The organism is Candidatus Krumholzibacteriia bacterium, from assembly GCA_035268685.1.
GTDB lineage: Bacteria > Krumholzibacteriota > Krumholzibacteriia > JAJRXK01 > JAJRXK01 > JAJRXK01.
Map to the genome: position 1 here is coordinate 1 of DATFKK010000165.1, position 23,093 is coordinate 23,093.

The 23,093-nt window shown below is 70.1% G+C and carries 17 protein-coding genes; 4 read left to right on the forward strand and 13 right to left on the reverse strand.

Annotation, left to right across the window (positions count from 1 at the left end):
- From VKA86_15545 to VKA86_15595, 11 genes are all read right to left on the reverse strand, one after another.
- Nucleotides 1–4,241, reverse strand: a 4,241-nt coding sequence (locus VKA86_15545; protein HKK72620.1) for a C25 family cysteine peptidase, incomplete at its 3' end; no start/stop codon positions are given.
- A 296-nt stretch (nucleotides 4,242–4,537) separates the two neighbouring features.
- Nucleotides 4,538–5,848 (reverse strand): hypothetical protein, encoded by a 1,311-nt coding sequence (locus VKA86_15550; protein HKK72621.1) that lies wholly within the window; start codon nucleotides 5,846–5,848, stop codon nucleotides 4,538–4,540.
- The gene (locus VKA86_15555) at nucleotides 5,845–6,510 is read right to left on the reverse strand and encodes a class I SAM-dependent methyltransferase (protein ID HKK72622.1); all 666 of its coding nucleotides are present in this window, start codon (nucleotides 6,508–6,510) and stop codon (nucleotides 5,845–5,847) included. The genes VKA86_15550 and VKA86_15555 overlap by 4 nt, the downstream gene beginning before the upstream one ends.
- Nucleotides 6,473–7,756, reverse strand: a complete 1,284-nt coding sequence (locus VKA86_15560; protein HKK72623.1) for an MraY family glycosyltransferase — start codon at nucleotides 7,754–7,756, stop codon at nucleotides 6,473–6,475. Before VKA86_15560 ends, VKA86_15555 begins: the two co-directional genes overlap by 38 nt.
- 8 nt (nucleotides 7,757–7,764) lie before the next feature.
- Nucleotides 7,765–8,901: a glycosyltransferase family 1 protein gene (locus VKA86_15565; protein HKK72624.1), complete on the reverse strand. Its 1,137-nt coding sequence runs from the start codon at nucleotides 8,899–8,901 to the stop codon at nucleotides 7,765–7,767.
- A 3-nt stretch (nucleotides 8,902–8,904) separates the two neighbouring features.
- On the reverse strand, nucleotides 8,905–10,284 hold the full coding sequence (locus VKA86_15570; protein HKK72625.1) for an O-antigen ligase family protein: 1,380 nt from the start codon (nucleotides 10,282–10,284) through the stop codon (nucleotides 8,905–8,907).
- Nucleotides 10,285–10,370: 86 nt separating this feature from the next.
- Nucleotides 10,371–11,588 (reverse strand): hypothetical protein, encoded by a 1,218-nt coding sequence (locus tag VKA86_15575; GenBank protein ID HKK72626.1) that lies wholly within the window; start codon nucleotides 11,586–11,588, stop codon nucleotides 10,371–10,373.
- A 27-nt stretch (nucleotides 11,589–11,615) separates the two neighbouring features.
- The gene (locus VKA86_15580; protein HKK72627.1) at nucleotides 11,616–12,704 is read right to left on the reverse strand and encodes an AAA family ATPase; all 1,089 of its coding nucleotides are present in this window, start codon (nucleotides 12,702–12,704) and stop codon (nucleotides 11,616–11,618) included.
- 333 nt (nucleotides 12,705–13,037) lie between these two features.
- Nucleotides 13,038–13,493: a divergent PAP2 family protein gene (locus VKA86_15585; GenBank protein ID HKK72628.1), complete on the reverse strand. Its 456-nt coding sequence runs from the start codon at nucleotides 13,491–13,493 to the stop codon at nucleotides 13,038–13,040.
- A 79-nt stretch (nucleotides 13,494–13,572) separates the two neighbouring features.
- Complete coding sequence (locus tag VKA86_15590) at nucleotides 13,573–14,517, reverse strand: hypothetical protein (protein HKK72629.1); 945 nt, start codon at nucleotides 14,515–14,517, stop codon at nucleotides 13,573–13,575.
- A 346-nt stretch (nucleotides 14,518–14,863) separates the two neighbouring features.
- The gene (locus VKA86_15595; GenBank protein HKK72630.1) at nucleotides 14,864–15,742 is read right to left on the reverse strand and encodes a LysR family transcriptional regulator; all 879 of its coding nucleotides are present in this window, start codon (nucleotides 15,740–15,742) and stop codon (nucleotides 14,864–14,866) included.
- A gap of 170 nt (nucleotides 15,743–15,912) precedes the next feature.
- Here VKA86_15595 and VKA86_15600 point away from each other — a divergent pair, with 170 nt between their 5' ends.
- On the forward strand, nucleotides 15,913–17,217 hold the full coding sequence (locus VKA86_15600; GenBank protein HKK72631.1) for an inositol-3-phosphate synthase: 1,305 nt from the start codon (nucleotides 15,913–15,915) through the stop codon (nucleotides 17,215–17,217).
- 105 nt (nucleotides 17,218–17,322) lie between these two features.
- Here the strand turns inward: VKA86_15600 and VKA86_15605 are convergent, their stop codons facing one another.
- Complete coding sequence (locus VKA86_15605) at nucleotides 17,323–17,673, reverse strand: hypothetical protein (protein HKK72632.1); 351 nt, start codon at nucleotides 17,671–17,673, stop codon at nucleotides 17,323–17,325.
- 273 nt (nucleotides 17,674–17,946) lie between these two features.
- Nucleotides 17,947–19,920: a nucleoside-diphosphate sugar epimerase/dehydratase gene (locus VKA86_15610; protein ID HKK72633.1), complete on the reverse strand. Its 1,974-nt coding sequence runs from the start codon at nucleotides 19,918–19,920 to the stop codon at nucleotides 17,947–17,949.
- Nucleotides 19,921–20,279: 359 nt separating this feature from the next.
- On the opposite strand from VKA86_15610, the gene VKA86_15615 reads away from it, so the two are divergent.
- The 3 genes from VKA86_15615 to VKA86_15625 form a co-directional block, all read left to right on the forward strand.
- Nucleotides 20,280–21,503 (forward strand): aminotransferase class I/II-fold pyridoxal phosphate-dependent enzyme, encoded by a 1,224-nt coding sequence (locus VKA86_15615; protein HKK72634.1) that lies wholly within the window; start codon nucleotides 20,280–20,282, stop codon nucleotides 21,501–21,503.
- A 71-nt stretch (nucleotides 21,504–21,574) separates the two neighbouring features.
- Nucleotides 21,575–22,174, forward strand: a complete 600-nt coding sequence (locus VKA86_15620) for a sugar transferase (protein HKK72635.1) — start codon at nucleotides 21,575–21,577, stop codon at nucleotides 22,172–22,174.
- Between the two features lie 221 nt (nucleotides 22,175–22,395).
- Nucleotides 22,396–23,093 (forward strand): capsule assembly Wzi family protein (locus tag VKA86_15625; protein HKK72636.1); only part of this gene is annotated, 698 nt, incomplete at its 3' end.

The window sequence follows — 23,093 nt, forward strand, 5'->3', positions numbered from 1 at the left end:
TTGACGTCGCCGATGATCGGCGACGACTCGCTGAGACCCGGCAGCGAGCGGGGCCAACCGGGGAGGACCGTACCGTCGAGCTCCTGCACGTAGACGTCGCAGCTCGAGAGGCTGTTGATGGCCACCGTGACCAGCTCGAGCTGTCCGTCACGGTCGAAGTCCGCCAGCGACACCGCGGGGTGCTTGCTGTCGCGGGCGCCGGCGACCGTGTTCAACGGCTTGGGGTATCCTGACACGACCGAGCCGTCGGGATGCCAGGCGTGCAGCAGATCGTTCTCGGTCACGAGGAAGATCTCGGGCTCGCCGTCACCCTCGACGTCGGCAATGGTCGGATGGCTCACGGTCCAACCGTTCGGGCCCACGTTCTGGGGCCAACCCGGCGCGTTGGTCCCGTCGATCTGCAGGGCCTGCACCAGGTTGTCGACACCGTCGCGGCGCGAGGTCGGCAGGATGATCTCGAGGGTGCCGTTGCCGTCCACGTCGTAGACCGCCGGCGTCGTCCGGCCGAAGGTCTCGACGTCGCGGAGCTGGAACACACCGTTCGTCTCCGGCCGGTCGTCCCCGTCGATCAGCTCCGTGCCGTCGTGGTGCCAGACGTAGGTGGTGCGGTTGGTGTTGTTCGTGATGATCTCGAAATCGCCGTCGGCGTCGAGATCGGCCACGACCGGTGTGGCCCAGGCCTTCTGGTTCATGGTCTGCGGCCAGCCGGGCAGCAGGTCCCCGTTGGCGTCGACCACCCAGACCTCGAAGTTCTCCCAGTTGGTGCCGATCAGCTCGTCGAGGCCGTCCCCGTCGAGGTCGGCCATCGCGACGCCCGACGGCGTGAAGCGCCTGGCGTCCTGGGGACCGGCGAGCGGCCCGCGGGTCTGGCTGTCGTTGTCGCCGTTGACCAGCTCGTCGCCGTTGGCGTCGAGCGCGTAGAGGTAGTCGGCACCGAAGGTCGCGACCTTCGTGCCGTCGGCGACCATGTTGCCCACCGCGATGGGTCCGGCGAGCTCCCGGGTGACCGGCAGCGGGAATCCACCTTCCAGTTGCGGCGGTGCGGTGCTCGCGCTCACGATCGGGCTCGGACCGCTCTCCACACCGGTCGAGTCGACGTAGGTGATCCGGTACGAGTAACGCGTCAGACTCGCGAGGTCGGCGTCCTCGATGAAGCCCGTACCATCGATCGTGTCGAAGAAGACCTCGGAGAACGAAGCCTCGCCGTCGGCGCGACGATACACGCGGTGCCCGCGTACGGAGGGTTCCGCGATGGCCTCGGTCCGCAACACGATACGGTCGGGCCCGAAGGTCGTGTCGAGCGTCGGAGCCGGGGGCGCGCCCGGACGGCGGAGGTCGAAGGTGTGCACCACGACCCGGCCCTCGTCGTCGGTCAGGGTCAGCTCCAAGGGATTCTCGGCCGTGACGTTCGACTCGGTCACCCGTAGCCCGGTGATCGTCCCCACCTCGCGGGTGCCGATCGGAGCCGGAGCCGTCGCCGTGCCGACGTCGATCTGAACGTCGGACGACGGACTCGTGAGCGTGGCGTCGAGCGCGTTCACCGCCGCCCCACCGTAGTTCGCCACCTCGACGACGAGGTCGAAGGTCTCGCCCTCGTCGATCACCCCGTCGCCGTCCCCGGTCACGCTGTCGTCCCACAGGATCCGTGCGACATCGATCTCCGGTGCACCGACCAGCAACTGCACCGGCTGTCGCCAGGTCTCGCCACCACTGCTCATGACGACCTCGAAGCGCAGCAGACGACCGTCCTCGGCCCCCGAGCCGATGGCGAAGATGAACGGCTGCGAACTCTTCGCCTGCCCCGAGGTCAGACCCGACAACGATCGCGTCAGCTGCACCGGCGTGATGTTCGGTGCCTCGATCGGCTGCAGTTGGAGCGAGACGCTCCCGAGATCGGCCCCACCCTGGTTGACGAAGTCGAAACCCCACTCGATCGTCTCGCCCGCCTCGGCCAGGCCGTCACCGTCGCCCGAGCCGTCGAAGACCGAGGCCGGCGTCGCACGCACGTGTCCGTTCGCACCCGACTGCACCTCGATCGTCTGGCGCACCGGGAACACGAGTCCCTGCGTGACGACCAGGTCGATGCTGCCGGCCCGATCGGCGAGTCCGTCCAGCGAAAGGGTCACCTGACCGCTGGCGTCGGTCTCGCCCACCGCGAAGCCACCGTCGGGACGCGTGAGCGCCACCGTCGCGCCCTCCACCGCACCCGAGGCACTCACGTCGACCGTCACGTCGGAGGCTCCCAGCAACACACTCGACGGCGCGGACACCAGGGCCGAGCGCGGCTCCTCGCGCCACACGCGCAAGGCGGGGTCGGTGAAGACGTGGTAGCCGAAGTGCGTCCAGCGGTGCGAACCCTCCACGCCGGTGATCGCCACCTGCTCCGATCGCGAGACGAGCTGGGCATCGCCCACGCGCACGTTCCCGTTCACGAAGATCTCGCGGTAGAACGACTGCTGGTAGACGTTGGCCGTACTCGGGAAGGCCGCACGCGAAGCGCCGATGCTCCCGACGGCTCCGCCCTCGATCTGGACGAAGCGCTCGAGCAGGCAGTCGAAGTCGAAGGCACCCGAGCTGCAGTTGAGCGCGTGCAGGAGGAAGGGCCGGTCGGGGGCGTTGTTGACCGACGTGTCGACGTCGGGCACGAAGATGTTCTGGTCGCCCACGCCCACGCTCATGTTGTAGTAGAAGCCGTGGCCGACGTGGTTGACGATTCCGAAGTTGCCGGTGCTCATGGAGTCGAGCGCGGCCTGCTTGGTCTCGAGGATCGAACCGACATAGGGCGCCGTGTTCTCGTACATGCGCCAGCTCTGCATCAGGTTGCCGCCGCCGATGATGCTGTCGAAGACGATGTCCTCGGAATAGATGGCGCCGTCGAGCGTGATCGAATCCCCCGGATTCCATGCCTGCGGGAAGAGCACCTCGCTCATGAAGAGCGCCCGGCCCACGTAGGAACGGTCGGTCGGGTTCTCGTAGGCGATGACCTTGTCGACGAAGTCCGCGGCCTGCGACAGGTTCTTGACCGGCACGCGCCCGATCGCGATCTCGGCGAGCAGATCGGCTTCGTCCCCCGTCTCGAGGAAGCTCTTGTAGGGCTCGGCGTAGATGCCGTCGCCGTCGATGTTCCAGTTGCCGTCGAGCGCGGCGAAGTACAGATCGGCCGGCACGTCGGTGAAGCCGCCCTGCGGATAGAAGCTGCTGCGGGCGTAGCGCGGCGGCAGGATCTCGGCGTCGCCACCGAGCAGCAGGTAGCTCACGCCCCACTGCTGGTAGGCGGTCCGGATGTAGTTGCGCAGGGTCTCCTGCAGGTCGCCGCCCGGCCGGGCCACGGCGACGATCTCGTCGGTGGTGACCACCGAGGTCCGAAGACCTTCCTGCGTGCGCCACGCGGCCAGACGCTCGAACTCGGGGCGCAACTCGTCGTTGGTGATCACCAGCATGTCGACCGGCTCGGGAACGATGCGCGCGACCCGGGCGAGGCCGCGGTCGTCGGCGACGCCGATCTCGAAGTCGAAACGCGCGGTCGAGGGATCGACCCCCGGCGACGGTGCGTAGGCGTCGACGTCGGCCGGATTCTCGACCACGGCGCGCACCAGTGCGGCGTCCCGATCGCGGAGACCCGACCATTCGACCGTACGGCGCACGGTGTCGTTCGAGCGGGGATCGATGCCGAGGGTCAGGCGAACCCGCGCACTGGCCAGACGCTGTACGCGACCGTCGGCCCCGACCCGCACCGGCACCACGTCGACCGACGCGACCGACCACCCCCGCATGGGATGGCTGGCGCCGACCGTCACCGGCACCGGCGGGTAGACATTCGAGCGCTCGAGCGCCGCGGCGTCGACGAAGGGATCGGGCATGGCCTTCGTGCCGTCCGACGACACGAGGTCGTCGCCCGTCGCGAGCGACGTCACGTCGACGTCCACCCATTCGGCGTCGACCAGCTCGACGGCTTCGGCCCGCGTGCCCACCGGGACCACGTACGAGTACGAGGCGCGCGGGAGCTCGGGGCGACCGGCCCGGCTCCAGGTCGACGCACCATCGACGAGAATCCGCTCGGCGTCCCCGTCGCGCTGGATCGAGTAGTCGTCTGCGTTCCAACGCAGGACGTGGTCGACCGAGGTGGCCGCCACCGCGGGGGTCGACACGGCGACGATCGCGACGAGAAGAGCGAGAACGGCGAGAGACGTGCCCGCAGTGCGCACCAGCGTGGCACCGGGACGACGATTTACGAGAGGCATCAGTCCTCCTGCGGCAAGCGGATCGGAGCTCGGGAGCAGTCCGCGCGGGGGTTCGGGCTCGGTGACGGAGGAAGGGTCGTCATGGGACGGACGACGGTGCGGTCGCTCTGGGTGTCGGTTCTACGTTCAGGGGTCCTTCCCCGGAAGGACGGAAGGGTCCGGCGTGCCGCACCCCCCGCACACGGTTCGAGTACGGGGCGGCGACGGCGACCGGGACATCGCAGTCTATCCCGACCGCGCGCCGGCTGTCAAGCCACCACCATGGTAAGGAATTATGAATAATGGGTTTACGGCGATCAGCGCGGGTCGCCGGACACCCGATCGGCGCGTCGGAGAACGTGGGTCCCCACGTCGAAGGACCGTGTGCCGGCCCCGTCGCCCGGGTCGATCTCGACCGGACCGTCGCCGAAGTTGCGGACCACCCGCCAGGGCCCGCGCTCGATCACCGACCAGCCGCGCCGCCACAACTGGCCGACCTCGGCGTCGACCAGGCACCGCACCGGGCCGTCGGCGCTCAGCTGTCGCACGAGCGCCTGGAGGTGCTCCCAGCCGGCCCGAGCGACGGGTTCGTCGTAGGAGACCAGTTGCACGCGGTGCACCGAGACGATCCCCGGCTTCCCCTGTTCCCAGGCGGCACGCACCGCGGCGACGGCCGCGCGCGCGCCCTGCGGCGCGTCGGTGGAGGAATCGCCGTAGGGCTCCAGCCGCGCCGGCCGATCGAGGTAGACGAAGCGGGCCCTCCATCGGTCGCCGACCCGTTCCACGACCTTCCGGACCCGGCCCCAGGGCGTGGTCGGATCGACGCGACCGTCGACCTGCTCGCGCTTCGCCTGGACCACCTGGACCCCCAGATCGGCCCAGGCCGACTCGTCCTCCGCTCCCCAGCGGTAGTCGGGAGCGATCACCGACACCGGCGAACGCCCGAAGCGCGTGCGGAAGCGACCGACCGCCGCCCGGGCGATGTCCCGGGCGCCGTCCGGATCCGAGCCCGACAGTTCGGTGCCCCGCAGCCATCCGCGGTAGGCCATGGTGTCGAAGCGGCGCGCCCGGGCGGCCAGGGGATCGCCGGCGGCCCGGGCGGCCGCGTACTCCGGCAGATCGAAGTGCGTGAGTCCGTGCAGCTCGGGCCGGTACACGCCGGCCGCGATCGCCGCGTCGACCGCGGCGTCCAGTCCCGGGCGCCCGTAGCGCCCCGGATCGTGGCCGGACGGGTGGACCGGCCAACCGTGCGGAGCGTTCCCCGGGCCTCCGGCGCGGACGGTCGGACCGGCCAGCACGGTGTTCGCCTGCAACACGAGGGGCAGGCCGTCGGCATCGCGCAGACGCAGCAGACGCACCCGCAACGAATCGATCTCGGCCGCCGTCTCCAGCCCGCTGCGCGCATAGGCCCGCAGCTTCGGGGGAACGCCGTCGGCCAGGTCGGCGAGCGAGTCGGCCGCGGCGCGGTCGGGGAACCATCCCTCGAATCCCCAATCGTCGCTCTGCAACACGATCACGCGCCAGGCCCCGAAGTCGGTCTCCGACGCGGTGCGCGCGTGCCAACTCCACGCCACGCCCAACGCGATCCCCACGACCGGGATCAGGATCCACCACCACCGACGCATCACGCTGCCGCTCCCGTCGCGAAGACCTCGAAGGAGTACCGACCGTAGCGCATTCCGTGTTCGGCGATCGAGTCCGCGATGGCGTCGAGCCGTTCGCGGCAGTCGCGATCGCACGCGTGGTGCGTGCGCAGCCAGCGCACCGGGGCGAGGGGATCGTCGACCCGCGTCGAATTCTCGGCGTCGCCACGGCAGACGGGATCGCCCAGGTGCGCGCGCAGCTCCCGGCTCACCCGATCGATGCGGCGCGCGGCTCCGCGGCCGGGGACGATGTCGGCCAACAGCGACAGGACCTCGCGGTAGTTCACCTCGGCCGGATCGCGTCCGACGGGTGTGTCCTCGAGCACCACCACCCGTCCCCCCGGGGCCAGACAGTGCACGCACGACTCCGCCGCCCGCGCGCGATCGGACGAAGGAAGATGGCGCAGCACGTCCCCGAACACGACCACCCCGACCGAGGCCGAGGCGAAGGGGAGCTCGCGGAGGTCGGCGAGGACGTCGAGACCGTCGCAGCGCGGATCGTGATCCAGGGAGACGACCGCCCAGCCCAGTGAGCGCAGGTGCACGCTCAGGCGACCGTCGCCCGCTCCGGCCTCGACCACGGGGCCGAGGTCCGCAGCCCGGGCGAGCTCATCGCGAAGGTTCGTCGGGAAGGGCCAGAACGACATCGTCGGCTGCCGCCGGGGCCGAGGGGGATTCCGTCGACGCCACGTCGTCGGCTTCCGATCCACCGGCCCTCGTGGCGGGACGCGGAGCCGGGGCCGCATCGGGCTCGGTCCGGTGTCTCCGGTAGGCCTCCATCTCGATCACCTCGGCCAGGCGCTGACCCGGATCCACGGGCACCAGGGTCGCATGGACTCCCATCAGGTACCCCAGGATTCGTGCCGGCCCCGGGTGGCGATCGCGCTGGATCGAGTAGGCGAGTTCGATCGCCGCGCCCGCCGCCGCCGCCACGGCCAGGACCCCGGCGCTCGGAGCCCCCAGCACCAGCGCACCCGTGGCCGCCGCCGACAGCGACACGAACCACAGGCACACCGTGGCCCGGAACGGCGAGGTGCCCAGCTCCAACAACCGGTGGTGCAGGTGCTCGGCGTCGGGACGGAAGATGCTCAGCCCGCGACGCCAGCGTCGCAGGATGGTGGTCGCGGTGTCGAGAACGGGCACGAGCATGGCGAAGGCCGCGATGCCCGGCGCGGTCGGCGTGCGTTCGGCCAGACCGAGCACCAGGCCCGCCAGCCACAGACCCAACAACATCGACCCGGCGTCGCCCAGGAAGATGCGGTGGCGCGAGAGATTGTCGCGCAGGAAACCGAGGACCGTTCCGAGGAAGGCGCCGATCCACAGGGCGCCCACTGGATCGACCCCGTGCACGGCCACCATCACCGTACCGGCCACGATGGCCACGATGCCCGAGGCCAGTCCGTCGAGTCCGTCGATCAGGTTCACCGAGTTGATGAACCCCAGGTACCAGAACAGCGTGAGCGGCCCGGCCATCACGCCCAGCTCCACCACACCGACGCCCGGAAGCCACACCTGTTCGAGCGTCAGGCCACCCGCCATGGGCAACGACACGACCAGCACCTGCCCCAGGAGCTTTTTCTCGGCGTGCAGGCCGAAGCGGTCGTCCAGGGCACCGAGCACGATGGTTCCCAGTCCGGCCAGACCGAGTGCCACCATGGCGCCGACGGGGAAGGGGGAACCGATCCAGTGGAAGAGTCCGATCGCGGCCACGACTCCGGTGCCGTAGACGGCCAGTCCGCCGCTGCACGGCACCGCGCACTTCTGCCGACGGCGCCAGCTCGGATGATCCACCAGACCCCAGGACAACCCGGCGCGCCGCGCCACGGGCAGGATCAGCTGCGTGAGCACCACCGTGGCCAGCACCACGAGAGTGAGTCGGGGGAGCAGCTCCATGGCCCCTTCTACCTCCGTCTTCCGGGACGGATCTCGCGCAGAGCTTCGATCGTGGCTCCTGCGCACCGCGACCAGGAGAACTCCCGTGCGCGGCTCCGACCCCGCTCGGCGAGCGAGCGCCGAAGTCCTCGGTCACCGACCAGGCGGGCCATGGCGTTCTCGATCTCTCCGGTCTGCACCGGATCGACCAGGAGCGCGGCTCCACCGGCCACTTCTTCGGTCGCCGTTCCGCGGGAGGTGATCACCGGACAACCCCGGGTCATCGCCTCGAGAATGGGAAGTCCGAATCCCTCGTACAGCGAACAGAACAAGAGCCCGAGGGCCTTGTCGTATTCGTCGCGCAACTGCTCGGTCGTCAGGTAACCCAGGCGCCGCACCCGCGACGGATCCGAATGATCCGCCAGCGCGCGTTCGATCGCGGCATCGCGCCAGCCCTTTCCGCCGACGAGGCGGAGGCTGGGGAACGTCGCGTCGTGACGACACAGATTTCCGTGGGCCGAGAGGATCCTGACCAGGTTCTTCCGCGGTTCGAGCGTCCCGACGAAGAGGAGGTCGCGGCGCCGATCGGCGATCGGTTCCGGCCGTGGATTCTCTTCGTCTTCGTGCGCAAGGAAGGTCGGCGAGACTCCTTCGGGTGCGATCCGGATGGACGGGCCGACATCGGGCATCCAGGCCTCGATCTCGTCGGCAACGGTGCGGGTGCTCACCAGGACCCGCGCCGAACGTCGGATCGATTTGCGTACCAGAGTGCGGTAGTAGGTGCGTTTCGCCCAGGTGGTGGTTTCGGGGTGCCGCCGGAACGCCAGGTCGTGGACCATGACCGCCCGTTCGAAGGAGCCGGTCAGGGGAGCCACGAAGTTCGGCGCCAGAACGACGTCCGCAGATTCCGTGCTGGCACAATGCGACACGATCGTGTGATTGGCAACCATTCGTCCCCACGCGTCCTCGCGCCACAGCCGTACGTGCCGCACCTCGATGCCCGACCCGGCCGGCAGGAATCCGAAACATTCCGGGTGCGGGGCCAGCACCACCAGCTCGAGATCGCCGGGCGCCACCTGGCTCCAGCCGCGCACGAGTTCGCGCGTGTACACCCCCACCCCGGTCGGATCCGGGGTCACCTGCAAGGCCGGCAAGACGATTCGCAAGAATCACACCACCCGGGGAATCCTGCTCCCCGACGCGACACCGGCGCCGAAGAGCATCCAGAGATGCGGCAGGTCCCACTGACTGAACGTCAAGAGTTGGACTAGAACCCCCGCGATCGCGCAGGCCGCCACCACGGCGGCCGCCGATGGGCGGCTGCCGACGGGAACCAGCCGGCGCAGGGCCGGCCCGAGGCATCCGAGCCACAGCACGAGTCCGATCAGGCCGGTCTCGGCCAGGAGCTGAAGGGGCAGACTGTTCGTCACCGGCCACCCGAAGTGGGCCGCGCCCCCGCCCTCGGGCGCCCGTTCGAAGTACCAGAAACCGAAGCCCCCGAAGCCGACGCCGTGGATCGGGTGTTCCCGGAAAAGCTCCCAGGCGACTCCCCACGACCAGAAACGAGTCAGGTTGGACATGTCGTGCCCGACCGCCGACTGCGCGACGCGCTGGGCCACGATGCCGGGCACCTCGTGCCAGCCCACCCCGGTGAGAACGGGCCAGGCCACGGCCCCCAGGACCACGATCGCGACCAGGCCCAGCGCGAGAAGGCGTCGATCCGGAGCGGGGAGCCGGCCGGTGAGCATGGCCACGGCCACCAGCCCCGCGACGGTCGCCGCGCCCACCCAGGCGCCCCGTGAGAAGGTCATGACCAGGCACAGCAGTCCCAGCGCACCCAGGACCGCACGCGCCACCCGGCCGGTGCCCCGCGACACGACCGCGGCCGCCAGGGTCACGGGCAGCACGGCCACGAGGTAGCTGCCGAAGTGCAGGGGCTCGGGGAAGGGTCCCCGCATGCGCGGGATCCCCACGAACCGGTCGCCCAGGTAGAGTTCGGCGCTGCCGGCCGCGATCGACGGATTGCTCGAGCTCAGTCGCTCCAGCCACGACGATCCGGGGATCTGCAGGTGGAAGGTGACGGCCTGCACCAGGCCGGCGAGCACCGCGATCGCCAGGCCGATGGAGGCCGCGCGTTCGAGCCCACGCCAACCCGCGCGCCGCACGACCTGCGCGTAGGCCAGGGCGGCGGCCGCGAAGAAAGCGAGGAGCACCGTCTGCTTCAGCCCCTTGCTCCACGGCGCGTCCCCGGCCAGCCCGACGACGTCGCGGGTCCACAGCGACGCGGTGCTGAGCGCCGTCCACCCCAGGGCCACGGCCACGAGCCAGAGCCCCGTCCGATCGGGCTCGTGCGCGGGCTCGTGGTCGCGCGCGGGCTCGTGTCGGAGGACGTCGATCGCGGCCAGGACGATCACGACCAGCAACACGGGATACGCCGGCTGGACACCGGCGCCGAGGGCACGCCCTGTCGTCGCCTGGACCAGACCCACGCCCGCCCAGGGGGCCAGCACCAGGCCGGCCTGCGCCCACCGTTCCATGCTCCGTGCCATCGTGCTCCCGTCATCGGACGACCCGCCGTGCGCGGCGCGGCATGTCTAGCACGCGCGGACCCGGCCGTCGACGTCGAGCTCGGCGCTCAGTCCTCGGGCCGGCGCCGGCGCCGTACCGATTCGTAGGGGCGATCGAGGCGGCGGCGCACCGAGGACGCGCGCCAGAACAGGAGCACGATCATCACCAGCATGACGCCGGTCACGATCAGGCCCTGCCGGCCGGGCAACACCGACGACCGCTCGGGCAACGTGACCACGATGCTCTCGGGCGTGACCGCGTAGTCGCCGCTCCGCGCGAGCAGGGTGAACTCGCGCGCGTCCAGGAGCAGGGGACGGGCGATCGATCGCTCGCGGGGTGTCCAGTCGAGCGGCTCCTCGCCCTCGCGGGCGAAGAGTCGGGTGCGTTCGGTGGTGAAGCTCACCGCGCCCTCGGACCGCGTGCCGACACCCGGCTCGAGGCGCAGCAGGTGCTCGGCGGCCCACGAGAGCCGCGTGCCGTCGGGACGCCGATGCGTGCGCGCGTCGTCGAGGTCGACCCCGTGGACCTCCACGGTCACGAGCGCCGGGGCTGCGTCCGTGGCCGTCGTGTCCTGCGCCCCCACGGGGGCGGCCGCCGCCGCCGCGAGACCGACCGCCAGCAACCACGACCCCGCCTGCGCGCGCAGACCGTTGCGCCGGACCGACCTCCGCTGCCCCGACCGCCGCGCGCCGGCCAGCATCGACTGCAGGACCTGACCGAGCAGACCCCGCGTGTCGGGCGTCGACCACGCACCGGGTCGCTGCAGCAGCTCGGGCCGGGGCGCGGTTTCCACCGACTCGAAGGCCTCCCGGGCGACCGCCCGGACTTCCGACAACGGAGGACCGTCGTCACCAGCCGGCGGCAGGAGGCAACGGACCTGTCGAGGACCCAGCGACCAGGTGAGGAGACCGAGCAGGTAGGTGGAACGCAGTCCCACCGCCCCGGGACGGGGCAGGTCCCAGAGCAGCAGGTCCGGTCCGGGTTCGTCGGCCGAGGCCGGTCGCAGGCGGGCGAGCTGGGACTCGCGCACCGGACCGTGGTGGTAGACCACCAGGGGCTGCGTGCGATCGTGGCCCAGTTCGAGGTCGACCGTCTCGGTGCCCCGGCTGAGCAACACGCTCGGCAGGTTCATGTCCGACGCCGCCTGCTGCACCGCCCGGGCCGCGTGCGCGGTCGACCCGGGGTCCTCACCCGCCACCACGATCAGGCGCGACCGCGGTGCGTCGGCGTCGAGGTACGTGCGTGCGACGGCTTCGAGCCGGCTGTGCCGGCCACGTTGGATCATCGTCGTTCCTTCCCCGCACCCGGGCCGTCAGGCGCTCGCCATGCTCGGCACCGTGAGCACCGAGTTGAGCTGACCGTAGCTGTTGCGCACCCGTTCCGGATTTTCCGGATCGACCTTCCACACTCCGTCGACGATGTATTTGTACTCGAACACTCCGGATTCCAGCGGCAGTTCCAGCCGCCAGATTCCGTCTCCGGACCGTTCCAGAGCAATGCCCTCGACCGACCAATCGGTGAAGTCGCCCGTGATCGCGACCTCGCGCGCGGCCGGCAGTTCGACCTCGAAACACACGCCCGCGGTCCGGGCCCGCGGTCCGTGCAGCAGCGCGTCCCAGGCGTCGACCCCGTCGACCTCGAGGTCGGCGGGCAGCGACCAGAACTCCTCGGCGAGGCCCTGGAAGTCCAGCACCGCGCGGCAGCGGCGGTCGTGATCGTCGACGGGCCGCCCCAGGTCGGCGGCCTCGCGCAGACGCACCGTGCGGTGGATCTGCGTGTCGAGCAACGAACCCGGGTAGTTCATGGCCAGGCGTTCGAGCAACTCGCGACCGAACCGTGTGCGCAGGTCGAAGCCGTTGGCCAGGATGTGCATGCGCACGTGGTGGCCGCGCTCGTCCTCGAGCAGGCAAAGGGTCTCGCGCAACCGCTCCACCGCGTCCATGGTGAAGCGGCCCGGATCCACGGGAACCAGGGCCTCGGCGCTGGCCATCAGGGCGTTGAAGGTGAGCAGCCCCACGTTCGGCGGATTGTCGACGAACACGATGTCGTAGGGCATCTCGCTGCGCGCGAAGACCTCGACCAGTCGCTGCACGCGGCGCTCCTCGCCCGACAACTCCTGCTCGACCGTGCTCAACGCCACGTCCGTGGGGACGAGGTCGAGCTGCTCCTTGATCTCGTGGCGAACGTCTTCGACGAGAACGTCACTGGTGAGGTACAGGTCGCGAGTCGAGAGACTGAACTCCGCCGGCATCAGTCCCATTCCGATGGTCGCGTGACCCTGCGGGTCGTTGTCCACCACCAGCACCCGTGCTCCGAGGTTGGCCAGGGCCGAGGCGAGGTTGACCGTGATCGTGGTCTTCCCGCACCCGCCCTTCTGGTTCGCCACCGACACGATGCGCATGAGCCCTCCCGGGTTCCGAGAACGAACACTCGGCCGAAGGGGTCACCGCAGAGGCTCAGCGGTGCAGCGCGGGAGGTATGCCCCGTGACCGGCGGCGGAACGCGCCGCCCTTCCGCACGTGAGGCGCGCGGACGAACGTGGGGCTGCGGGCCGGTGGAGCGGCGGCCCGTGGGGCGATTCGTCGGCACTTCCGGAAACAACACGTGTCGGAAGCCTTCGAATCCGCGTGCACATTCCCTTTCTGTTCCACCTCTGTCAACACCGAATTCCAGTGCGAAGCAGTTCTGATCGGGATCCCGGAAACGGGAGTCTCCGGGCCCGACGCGGGCCCGCTCAGGACCACCACGGACGGCACGCGAAGAAGACCAGGACACCCACCACCACGCCTCCGAGCACCTCGGACCAGGTGTGGCCCACGAGCTCGCGCAGACGGCGGGCGTCGACGTGCATGGCGTGATCGCTGACGAACTCCTCGATCATCTCGTTGAGCACGCGGGCCTGGTGGCCCACCTCCTGGCGCAGACCGGTGGCCTCGAACACGAAGTAACCGCTGAAGACCAGGGCGACCGCGAACATGCTGCTCTGCACGCCCTCCTGCGCGCCGACCGCGATGGTCAGCGTGGTGACCAGCGAGGTGTGGCTGCTGGGCATGCCGCCGGTGTCGAAGGCGCGGCGCCAGTCGAGGTGGCGCTCGACCATCAGCACCCAGAAGGGCTTGAGGGCCTGCGCGGCCAGCATGCTGAGGATCGCGGCCACCAGGGCCGGAGCCACGGGCATCGATTCGTTCATGGGCGGCGGCGGCTCGGGCAAAGGGATGGATCGGGATCGGAGACGTTAGCCACGCCGGCGGCCGGGGTCAACGACACCCCTACTCGTCGAAGGGCTCGCGATCGCTCAGCGGACCGCTCTCGAAGGTCGCCAGGTGCAGATAGAGGCCGGGCAGCAGGAGGTTGCGATCGACGAAGGCGAACGCGTCGAGCACGCGCTCACCGCCTGGAATCCGCTCGATCCACGGTGCGAGCCAGTGGTGCGGCTTGAGTTCGACTCCCACGCCCCACTCCTGGCGCAGTTCGTCGATGTCGAGACTGGTGACCCCGTAGGTGCCGAACACGCGCAGCCAGGGTCGCTCGACCGGACCGATCGCGTAGCCCAGTCCCCAGCGCTGGTTCGGGTAGTCGTGCCAGATACGCGTGAAGGGGCCGGTCTGGTCGTCGGGCTCGGTGAGCAGGCTCCAGTCGTCGTAGCCCAGTTCGAGCGTGAAGCGACGCAACCACGGATGCCGTTCGCGCCACGTCGGCCCCTCGCTCACCAGCGCCGCGCCCGCCGCGTTGGCCACCGGGTCGACCCAGTCGAAGCGCACGCCCGGCATGAAGCCATTGATGATCTCCATGTACAGCAGCGAGCCGAACGCCGCCGACCACGCGCCGTGCACGCGTGCGGTGCGGTCGTCGGCGCCCGTCCAGAGGTGCAACTGCGTGAACAGGAGTCCGGTGTGCTTGGTCGCGTAGACGTGGCCGAAGACGTCGATCAACCACGCCGACTCGAGCCGCATGACCCGGAACTCGTCCTCGAGGCCCAGCCGGCTGCCGATCTTCGCCGCTCCGCCGTACAGGCCGCCGTAGGCACCGGCGACGGTGAGGCGGCGCCAGGAGGGTGCGGGGGTGGCGGGGGCGGGGGCGGTGGGGTCGTCGGGGCGGATCTTGAGGGGGTTCGGGGTGGGGCTGGGTGCGGGAGTGGGCGGTTCCGCGGTGGAAGTCGGTTCGTCGGCGGCGGTCACTTCCGCGGCGGAAGTCGGTTCGTCGGCGGTGGTCACTTCCGCAGCGGAAGTCGGTTCGTCGGAGGCAGTCACTTCCGCAGCGGAAGTCGGTTCGCCCGAGGCGGCCACTTCCGCAGCGGAAGTCGGTTCGGCGGCGGTGGTCACTTCCGCAGCGGAATCGAGCAGGTCGGCGCGCCAGGCGCCGGCGGCCGCTGGAGCGCGTCCCGCGGTCGCGGCGGAACCACCCGCGGTCGCGACGGATCCGCCGCCGGACGACGCCGGGGACCCACCACCGGACGCCATCGTGGAAGCCGGGCACAGCAACCCCACCACCAGCGCACACGCGACGCACGTGGCGATCGTGCGGACCCGCGGACGGCGACGTCGCTCCATGAGGGCAGCGTTATCGCAAGTCACGCGCCATGGCGAGGAAGGATTCCGCCCGCGGGTCGGCGGGCGCGTTGCGGCGGCGGACGGTGCAGATGGTGCGCACGGCCACCGGCCCCCCTCGACGACGACGCAGGGATTCGGGTCCGGACTCGGCCACCGCGGCCGGCAGCACCGACCAGCCGAAGCCCAGGGCGACCATCTGGCGCAGGACCTGGGGATTGCCCGACTCCAGACGCACGCGCGGGGTGATCCCACGCTCGTGCAGGCCCACGTCGATCCGCTCGCGCGTGTGGCTGCCCGGTGGGTACAGCAGCCAGTCGGCGTCGGCCGGATCCTCGCGGCGGCGCGGCGGTGCGTACAGGTACAGGGGTTCGTCGGTGAGCGTCTCGCGGAGGACGTCGTCGGGCGGGTCGCCGTCGTCCACGACCACGGCCAGATCGAGTTCGAAGCGCTGGAGCGCACGCTCCAGGCTGCTGCTCGGTGCCACCGTCAGGCGGAGGTCGACGTCGGGGGACTCGTCGCGGAAGCGGCGCACGGCCTGCGGGAGCAGGTACAGACTGCCCGCGTCGATCATCCCGACGCGCAGGGCGCCCGCCCGGCCCTCGCGACGGCGGTCGAGGGCTTCGGAGAACTCCTCGGCGCGGGCCAGGACCTCGCGGGCGAAGCGCACCGTTTCGTGGCCCTCCTCGGTGAGACGGCGGCGCCGACCGTCCCGTTCGAACAGCGACACGCCCAGCCGGCGCTCGAGCTCGGCCATCGACTGCGACAGCGCCGGCTGGCTCAGGTTCAGGCGCTGCGCCGCCCGCGCCCAGGTCGGGCTGCGCTCGATCTCGCGCAGGTAGGCCAGTTGTTGCAGGTGCACGTTCAGGCCTGCGGGCCGACGGTCGGGCACGGTCGCCTCCTCGGGCTGCCGGTATCTGTTCCGGACATTCGAACTGTGAGTGAGGATAAATCCAATGGATCGAAGTGTCGACGTCGCCTAGTTTCCACCGCGAACCGGAGCACCACAGGACAGGGCTCCGGCGTCGTCATCGACCATGGAGGATCGACGTGAGCGACCCGATCGACATTCGCCCCGCCGGCGGCCGGCTGGGCATCCTGACGCCCGGCATGGGCGCCGTGGCCACCACCTTCTTCGCCGGCGTGCTCAGTGTGCGCAAGGGTCTGAGCAAGCCCATCGGTTCGCTGACGCAGATGGGCACCATCCGGCTCGGCAAGCGCACCGACGAGCGCGCGCCGATGATCAAGGACTTCGTGCCGCTGGCCGGACTGGACGACGTGGTCTTCGGCGGCTGGGATCCGATCTCGGACAACGCCTTCGAGGCCGCCATGAACTGCGGCGTGCTCGAGGAGCGCGACCTGCTGCCGATCAAGGACGAGATGTCGGCCATCGAGCCCATGAAGGCCGTGTTCAGCAACGACTGGGTCAAGAAGCTCACGCCGAACCACGTGAAGTCCGAGACCAGCAAGTGGGACCAGGCCGAGGCCCTGCGCCAGGACATCCGCGACTTCAAGCAGAAGAACAACTGCGATCGCCTGGTCATGGTGTGGTGCGCGAGCACCGAGGCCTACCGCGAGCCCACCGAGGTCCACGCCACCGCGGCGAAGTTCGAGAAGGGCCTGAAGGAGAACGACCCGGCGATCTCGCCGAGCCAGATCTACGCCTGGGCTGCGCTCATGGAGGACGTGCCCTTCGCCAACGGCGCGCCGAACCTGAGCGTGGACCTGCCCTGCATGATCGAGCTGTCGCACGAGCGTCAGGTGCCGATCGCCGGCAAGGACTTCAAGACGGGCCAGACCCTGATGAAGACCATCCTCGCGCCCGGCTTCAAGGCGCGCCTGCTGGGCATGAGCGGCTGGTTCAGCACCAACATCCTGGGCAACCGCGACGGCGAGGTGCTCGACGATCCCGAGAGCTTCAAGAGCAAGGAAGTCAGCAAGCTCGGCGTGCTCGACACCATCCTGCAGCCCGAGGCCTATCCCGACCTGTACAAGGACCTCTACCACAAGGTGCGGATCAACTACTATCCGCCGCGGGGGGACAACAAGGAGGGCTGGGACAACATCGACATCTTCGGGTGGATGGGATACCCGATGCAGATCAAGGTCGACTTCCTGTGCCGCGACTCGATCCTGGCCGCGCCCATCGTGCTCGACCTGGCCCTGTTCATGGACCTGGCCCAGCGCGCCGGCAAGCGCGGGATCCAGGAGTGGCTGAGCTTCTACTTCAAGAGCCCGCAGGTCGCGCCGGAGCTCTACCCCGAGCACGACATCTTCATCCAGCAGACCAAGCTGAAGAACACCCTGCGCCACTGGATGGGCGAGGACCTGATCACCCACCTGGGGAACGAGTACTACCCCGAGTAGGCGTGCCGGACGCCGAGGTGTGGAAGAGAAACGGGGCGGCCGAGTGGTCGCCCCGTTTCGCGTTCCGTGGCACCGCCCTCGGGCGGCACTGGGAGGCGGAACGTACTAGCTGGCCATCTTCTCCGGCTCGGGATCCATGTCGACCGTCGTCGCGCGGGGGCGCCGGGCCCGATCGCGGTACACACCGGCGAGGACACCTCGCACCACGACCAGGGTGAGCAGCCAGCCGCCCACGACCAGGCCCGTCCAGATCAGCCAGACCTGCGTGCTGGCGCCGAAGTCGGCGGCGAGGAAGATCATGGCCAGCGGTGCGAGCCAGCCGCGGCCCATCATCGACTTGAAGTCGGGCAGGGCGGGCTCGCCGCGCTTGACGCGTAGATGGGCTCCGATCGACCACACCAGGGCCGACGTGGCGAGGGCGAGAGCGAGAATGACGATGGCGTATACGGGAAACATCGAATCCGTCCGTTTCGGTGGCAGGTCGTCCGAGGGCGCGTGGCGAGCGCGCGTCGAGTTGTTCGCACCGGTGGCGAGGCCGGTGTGATTCCGAGAACAGTACGGCGCATCGGCCTCGGCGTACCATGGTGCATGTGAACCAAGATAGCCCAGGACGCGCCCCGACGTGCGACGGGTCACAACAACGAAACGCGCCCCCGGCCGAGGGACCGGGGGCGCGCCTCATCTCTTTCGCACCCTTGCCTCTGGGAGGCTCTCGCTTGGCTCTCGGAATCAGCGCTGGCGGACGCCGACTGCATCACGTCCCCCCGCGCCTGTCCTGGAAACACCCTCGATCACCGAGAGTTCCACGGCGACCGCGGATTTTTCCGTGGACCGCCGGGAGGCCGGCGCGGCCGGCCGCTCGCGCAGGCAGACCGGGTCGCCGGTGTAGTCCGGAACCAGGCTGCGCAAGTGCTCGACGACCTGCGGAGCGTGGCCCTCATGGGCCCAGTCGACCAGGGTGTCGATCCGCTGCCAGAGCTCGGTGAGCCGCCCGGCGCCACGCGGGGCGCGCAGGATCCCGGGGTGCTCAGTGGCCTGCGGCTCCTCCTGCTCGGTCCAGAGCTCCTCGTAGAGCTTCTCGCCCGGCCGCAGGCCCGTGAACTCGATCTGGATGTCACGCCCCGGCTCGAGACCGCACAGACGGACGAAGTGCCGCGCCAGGTCGAGGATCCGCACCTGTTCGCCCATGTCGAGCACGTAGGTGCTGCCCTCGCCGTCCATGGCCGCGGCGAACAGCACCAGCTCGACCGCCTCGGGGATGCTCATGAAGTAGCGGCGCATCTCCGGGTGGGTGACCGTCACCGGCCCGCCGCGGGCGATCTGCTTGCGGAAGACCTGCATGACCGAGCCGTTGCTGCCCAGCACGTTGCCGAAGCGCAGGGTGGTGAAGTGCGTCGCCGAGCGCTCCTGCAGCTCGGTCACCACCAGCTCGGCCACCCGTTTGGTCGTGCCCATGACGCTGGTGGGCCGCACGGCCTTGTCCGTGGAGATCAGCACGAAGCGCTCGACACCGTGGGCCGCGGCCAGCTCGGCCACGTGACGCGTGCCCAGCACGTTGGTACGCACGGCTTCCTCGGGGAAGTGCTCGAGCACCGGCACGTGCTTGTAGGCGGCGGCGTGGAACACCACTTGGGGCGCGTGCGTGGCGAAGACCTCGTCGAGGCGCTCGCGGTCGCGGATGTTGCACAGCACCGGCCGCACCCCCACCGGCCCGGCCAGCGCGCGCAGCTCGTGCTCGAGCTCGAACAGCGCGTTCTCGTTGACGTCGAGGGTGATCAACGTGTCGGGCTCGTGGGCCACGATCTGCCGGCACAGCTCGCCGCCGATCGATCCGGCCGCGCCGGTGACCAGTACCGTGCGCCCGCGCAGCAGGCGGTCGACCTCGCCGTGGTCGGTACGCACCGGCTCGCGCTCGAGCAGTTCCTCGAGCGTGAAGTCGCGCAGCTCGGCGATCCCGGCCCGGCCGGTGAGCAGCTCCTCCATGGCGGGGATGCGCTTCACGGGCAGGCCCGTCTGCCGGGCCAGGGCGCGGATCTGGCGCATGCGATCGTGCGAGAGGCCGCAGATGGCGACCAGGATGGCGTGGGCGCGGCGATCGCGGACCACGCGGCCCACGTCGTCGATGCGGCCGTCGACCGGCACGCCGTGGATCGAGCGCCCGTGCTTCGACACGTCGTCGTCGACGAAAGCCACCGGGCAGAGTTCGCGCGATCCGGCGCGCTTGAGTTCGCGCACCACCGCCTCGCCGGCGTCGCCGGCGCCGATGACCACCACGCGGCGTTCTTCGGAACCGTGGCGGACGACTTCGAAGACCAGCCGTGGCCCCACGCGCACGGCGGCCAGCACCAGCGTGCCCAGGAAGAAGTCGATGGCCACCACCGACAGCAGCCACGGCGGCGCCGGGGCCACGAGCGCGATCACGGCCAGCGCCACGCTCGACACGACGGTGGCGTGGACGGTGGTGACCAGGTCACCCAGCCCCGCGTAGCGCCACAGCCCGCGGTGGACCCGCAGGCCGACGAACACGAGGCCCTTGACGGCCAGCGCGACGGCCAGTCCCTGCCCGAACCACGGCGCCCATTCCCCGGAGGGAAGGCCGAGCTTCAGCAGAAAAGATCCGACATAGCTGGTGACGACGGCGAGCGCGAGGAGGCTCGCCACCATGGCGTCACGACGACGCCCGGACGGGGGGCTCAGCACCATGCGAGAGACGTCCTTCGGTTCGACCCGACGAAGCGGGAACGAGAATCCGGCCTGGGCAGGGCGCGCCGCCAGGGGCTGGCAATGACCGTTCCAGGCGGGAGGGAGCCGGAAAACGTCTGATTCGGCGGCGCACGCTATGCCGCGGCCGAGGACTGGTCAAGCCTTCGTTCCGGATCGGCAAAGGGCTGATCACACCCGAGACACGGATCCAATCGGGTGTCACGGTTTCCGAACGGATTCCCCCATCCCGGCTGTCATCCGTGATTGACAGTGTCCCCGGCCGGCCCTAGCCTGCCGGCCAACTCGTTGTCGGGCCCGGACTTGGTCCGCAGCGAGGCCCTCCACCCCGGAGCGATGCCGTGGAGCCGGTCCCCTTCCACGTGCCGACCGTCGACGACGCCGACATCCCCGGCGTGCTCGAGGTGCTGCGCAGCGGTTGGATCACCACCGGCGCCAAGGCCCGGGCCTTCGAGGAGGCCTTCGCTGCCCACGTGCGCGGCGATTCCGACGACGAGATCCACACCCTGGCCGTGAGCAGCGGCACCGCCGCCCTGCACCTGGCCCTGGAGGCCGCCGGCGTGGGGCCGGGCGACCGCGTTCTGGTGCCCGTGTGGACCTTCACCGCCACCGCCGAGGTGGTGCGCTACCTCGGCGCCGACCCCGTGTTCTGCGACGTCGACCCCACCACCCTGAACCTGGGAACCGAGGAGATCGACGATGCCCTGGCCTGGCTGCGCCCCAGCGAGCAGGAGGCGGTGAAGGCCGTCATGCCCGTGCACTTCGGCGGCCTGCCCTGCGACATGCGGGCGATCGAGGAGCGGGCGTGTGGCAGCGAGTGGAGCGTGATCGACGACGCGGCGCATTCCTTGCCTGCGCGTCACGCGGGGCGGTCCGTCGGACGCTGGGGCCGCGCCAGCGCGTTCAGCTTCTACGCGACCAAGACCCTGTGCACCGGCGAGGGCGGTATGGTCGTCACCCGCGACGCCGACCTGGCCGCCCGCATGCGCGTGATGCGCCTGCACGGGATCAACCGCGACGCCTTCGACCGGTATCGCAGCGAGAAGCCGGCGTGGTACTACGAGATCGTGGCACCGGGGTTCAAGTACAACATGGGCGACATCGCAGCGGCACTGGGACTGAGCCAGCTCGAGCGGTTGCACGACTTCCGCGACGCCCGCGCGCGCATCGCCGCGCGCTACCACGAGGCCTTCGCCGGAGTGGACGGCCTGACCACCCCACCCGACGCGCGCGACGACGACCAGCACGCCTGGCACCTGTACCCGCTGCGCGTCGAGGGCGGCCGCGCCGTCCGCGACCAGCTGATCCAGGAACTGAGCAACGCGAAGATCGGCACCAGTGTGCACTTCATCCCACTGCACCTGCACCCCTACTGGCGCGATCGCTACCACCTGCGCGAAGACGACTTCCCCGTGGCCAGCCAGGCCTTCGGGGAGGAAGTGAGCCTGCCGATCTTCCCGTCGATGAGCGACGCGCAGATCGAGCGGGTGTGTGAAGAGGTCCCCCGGGCGTACCAGCGTGCGCGGGACCACGTGAGTTCGCAGACGACGTCGAACGAAGCCTGACACCAAGACCGACAGCGACGTCCGATTCTCCGGCCCACAGGACGGGCCGCACGAGTCCGAGGAGTGCACGGATGCCCCGCTGGGTCGATGTGGTGCTCGCAGGCCTGGGCCTGCTCCTGATCTCGCCCCTGCTGCTGCTGATCGCCGCCGCCGTCAAGCTGACCACCGCCGGCCCCGTCCTGTTCCGCCAGGAGCGCGTGGGCCGCCAGGGCCGGCTGTTCATGATCCTGAAGTTCCGGACCATGGTGATCGACGCCGAGAAGCGCGGTTTGAAGATCACCTGCGGCGGCCGCGACCCGCGCGTGACCCCCGTGGGCTACTGGCTGCGGCGGTTCAAGCTCGACGAGCTGCCCCAGCTGTGGAACGTGCTCGTGGGGGACATGAAGTTCGTGGGCCCGCGCCCGGAGGTGCCCGAGTACGTGCGGCTGTGGGACGAGGTGCAGCGCGTCGCGCTGCTGGCCATGCCGCCCGGGATCACCGATCCGGCGGCGCTGGCGTTCCAGGACGAGGACGAGGTGCTCGGCACGCACGAAGATCCCGAGAGGGCTTACGTGGAACACGTGATGCCGGCAAAGCTGGCGATGAACATGGAGTACCTGAAGGCGCGGAGCGCGCGATCGGACATGGGCTTGATCGCGTCGACGGTGCGGAGGGCGGTGTTGCGGGTGTGACGCGTCGGCGCGGTCGAGGGGCTCGGCCGCGTGGGGCCCGGGTCCTGTTCGGAATGGTTCTGTGCGTGGGTTGCATGGTCGGTCCAGCGGCCGCTTCCGCAGCGGAAGTCGGAGGCGTCGCGCCTGCTTCCGCAGCGGAAGTCGCCGGGGACGCGGTCACTTCCGCCGCGGAAGTCGCCATCCGAGGCCGCGCGGTCGCCGACTCCGTCCCCGGACCGCGCTTGACCCTGCAGAGCGTCTACGCCGACGTCGAAGGCCCGCCCGTGTTGCTGGAGCGCACCGACGGCCTCGAGGTGGACCACGGCTGGAACGTGTTCGCGACCTTCGGCGATCGGTTCCAGGTGCACGACCGGATCTCGGCGTCGTACCGCGTGCGGGCCGGTCGGAGCGCGCGGGGGAATCGACTGGACGTCCGCGAGCTGATGGCCCATGTGCGGCTGGGATCGTGGACCCTGTCGGCCGGGCGCGGAACGCGCCGGCTCGGGCGCGGCGAACGCGGGCGCCTGCTGCTCGACGACAACGCGGCGGCCTTCGACATGGTCGAGTTGCGGACCCGCGAGCCGGTGCGGCTGCCGGGGTTCATGGCGAGCTGGGGCGAGTTCGGATTCGACGTGCTGAACGGCGTGCTGCCCTTCGCCGACGAGATGCCGCACGATCCCCGGTACGTGACGGCGGGCAAGCCCGTGGCGCGGCCGAATCTGCTGGCCATGCGGATGACCTACGCCCCCACCGACTGGCTCGAGGTGGGCATGACGCGGACGGCGCTGTACGGCGGAGTCGGACGCGAGCGGTACGACACCTTCGGGGAATGGTGGGATCTGTTGACGGCGCGGAACGAGAATCGTTCCACTGGAGACGGCCGCGGCGGGGATCAGATGGCGGCGGTGGATCTCGAGGTGTCGGTGCCTTGGTTGGAGGG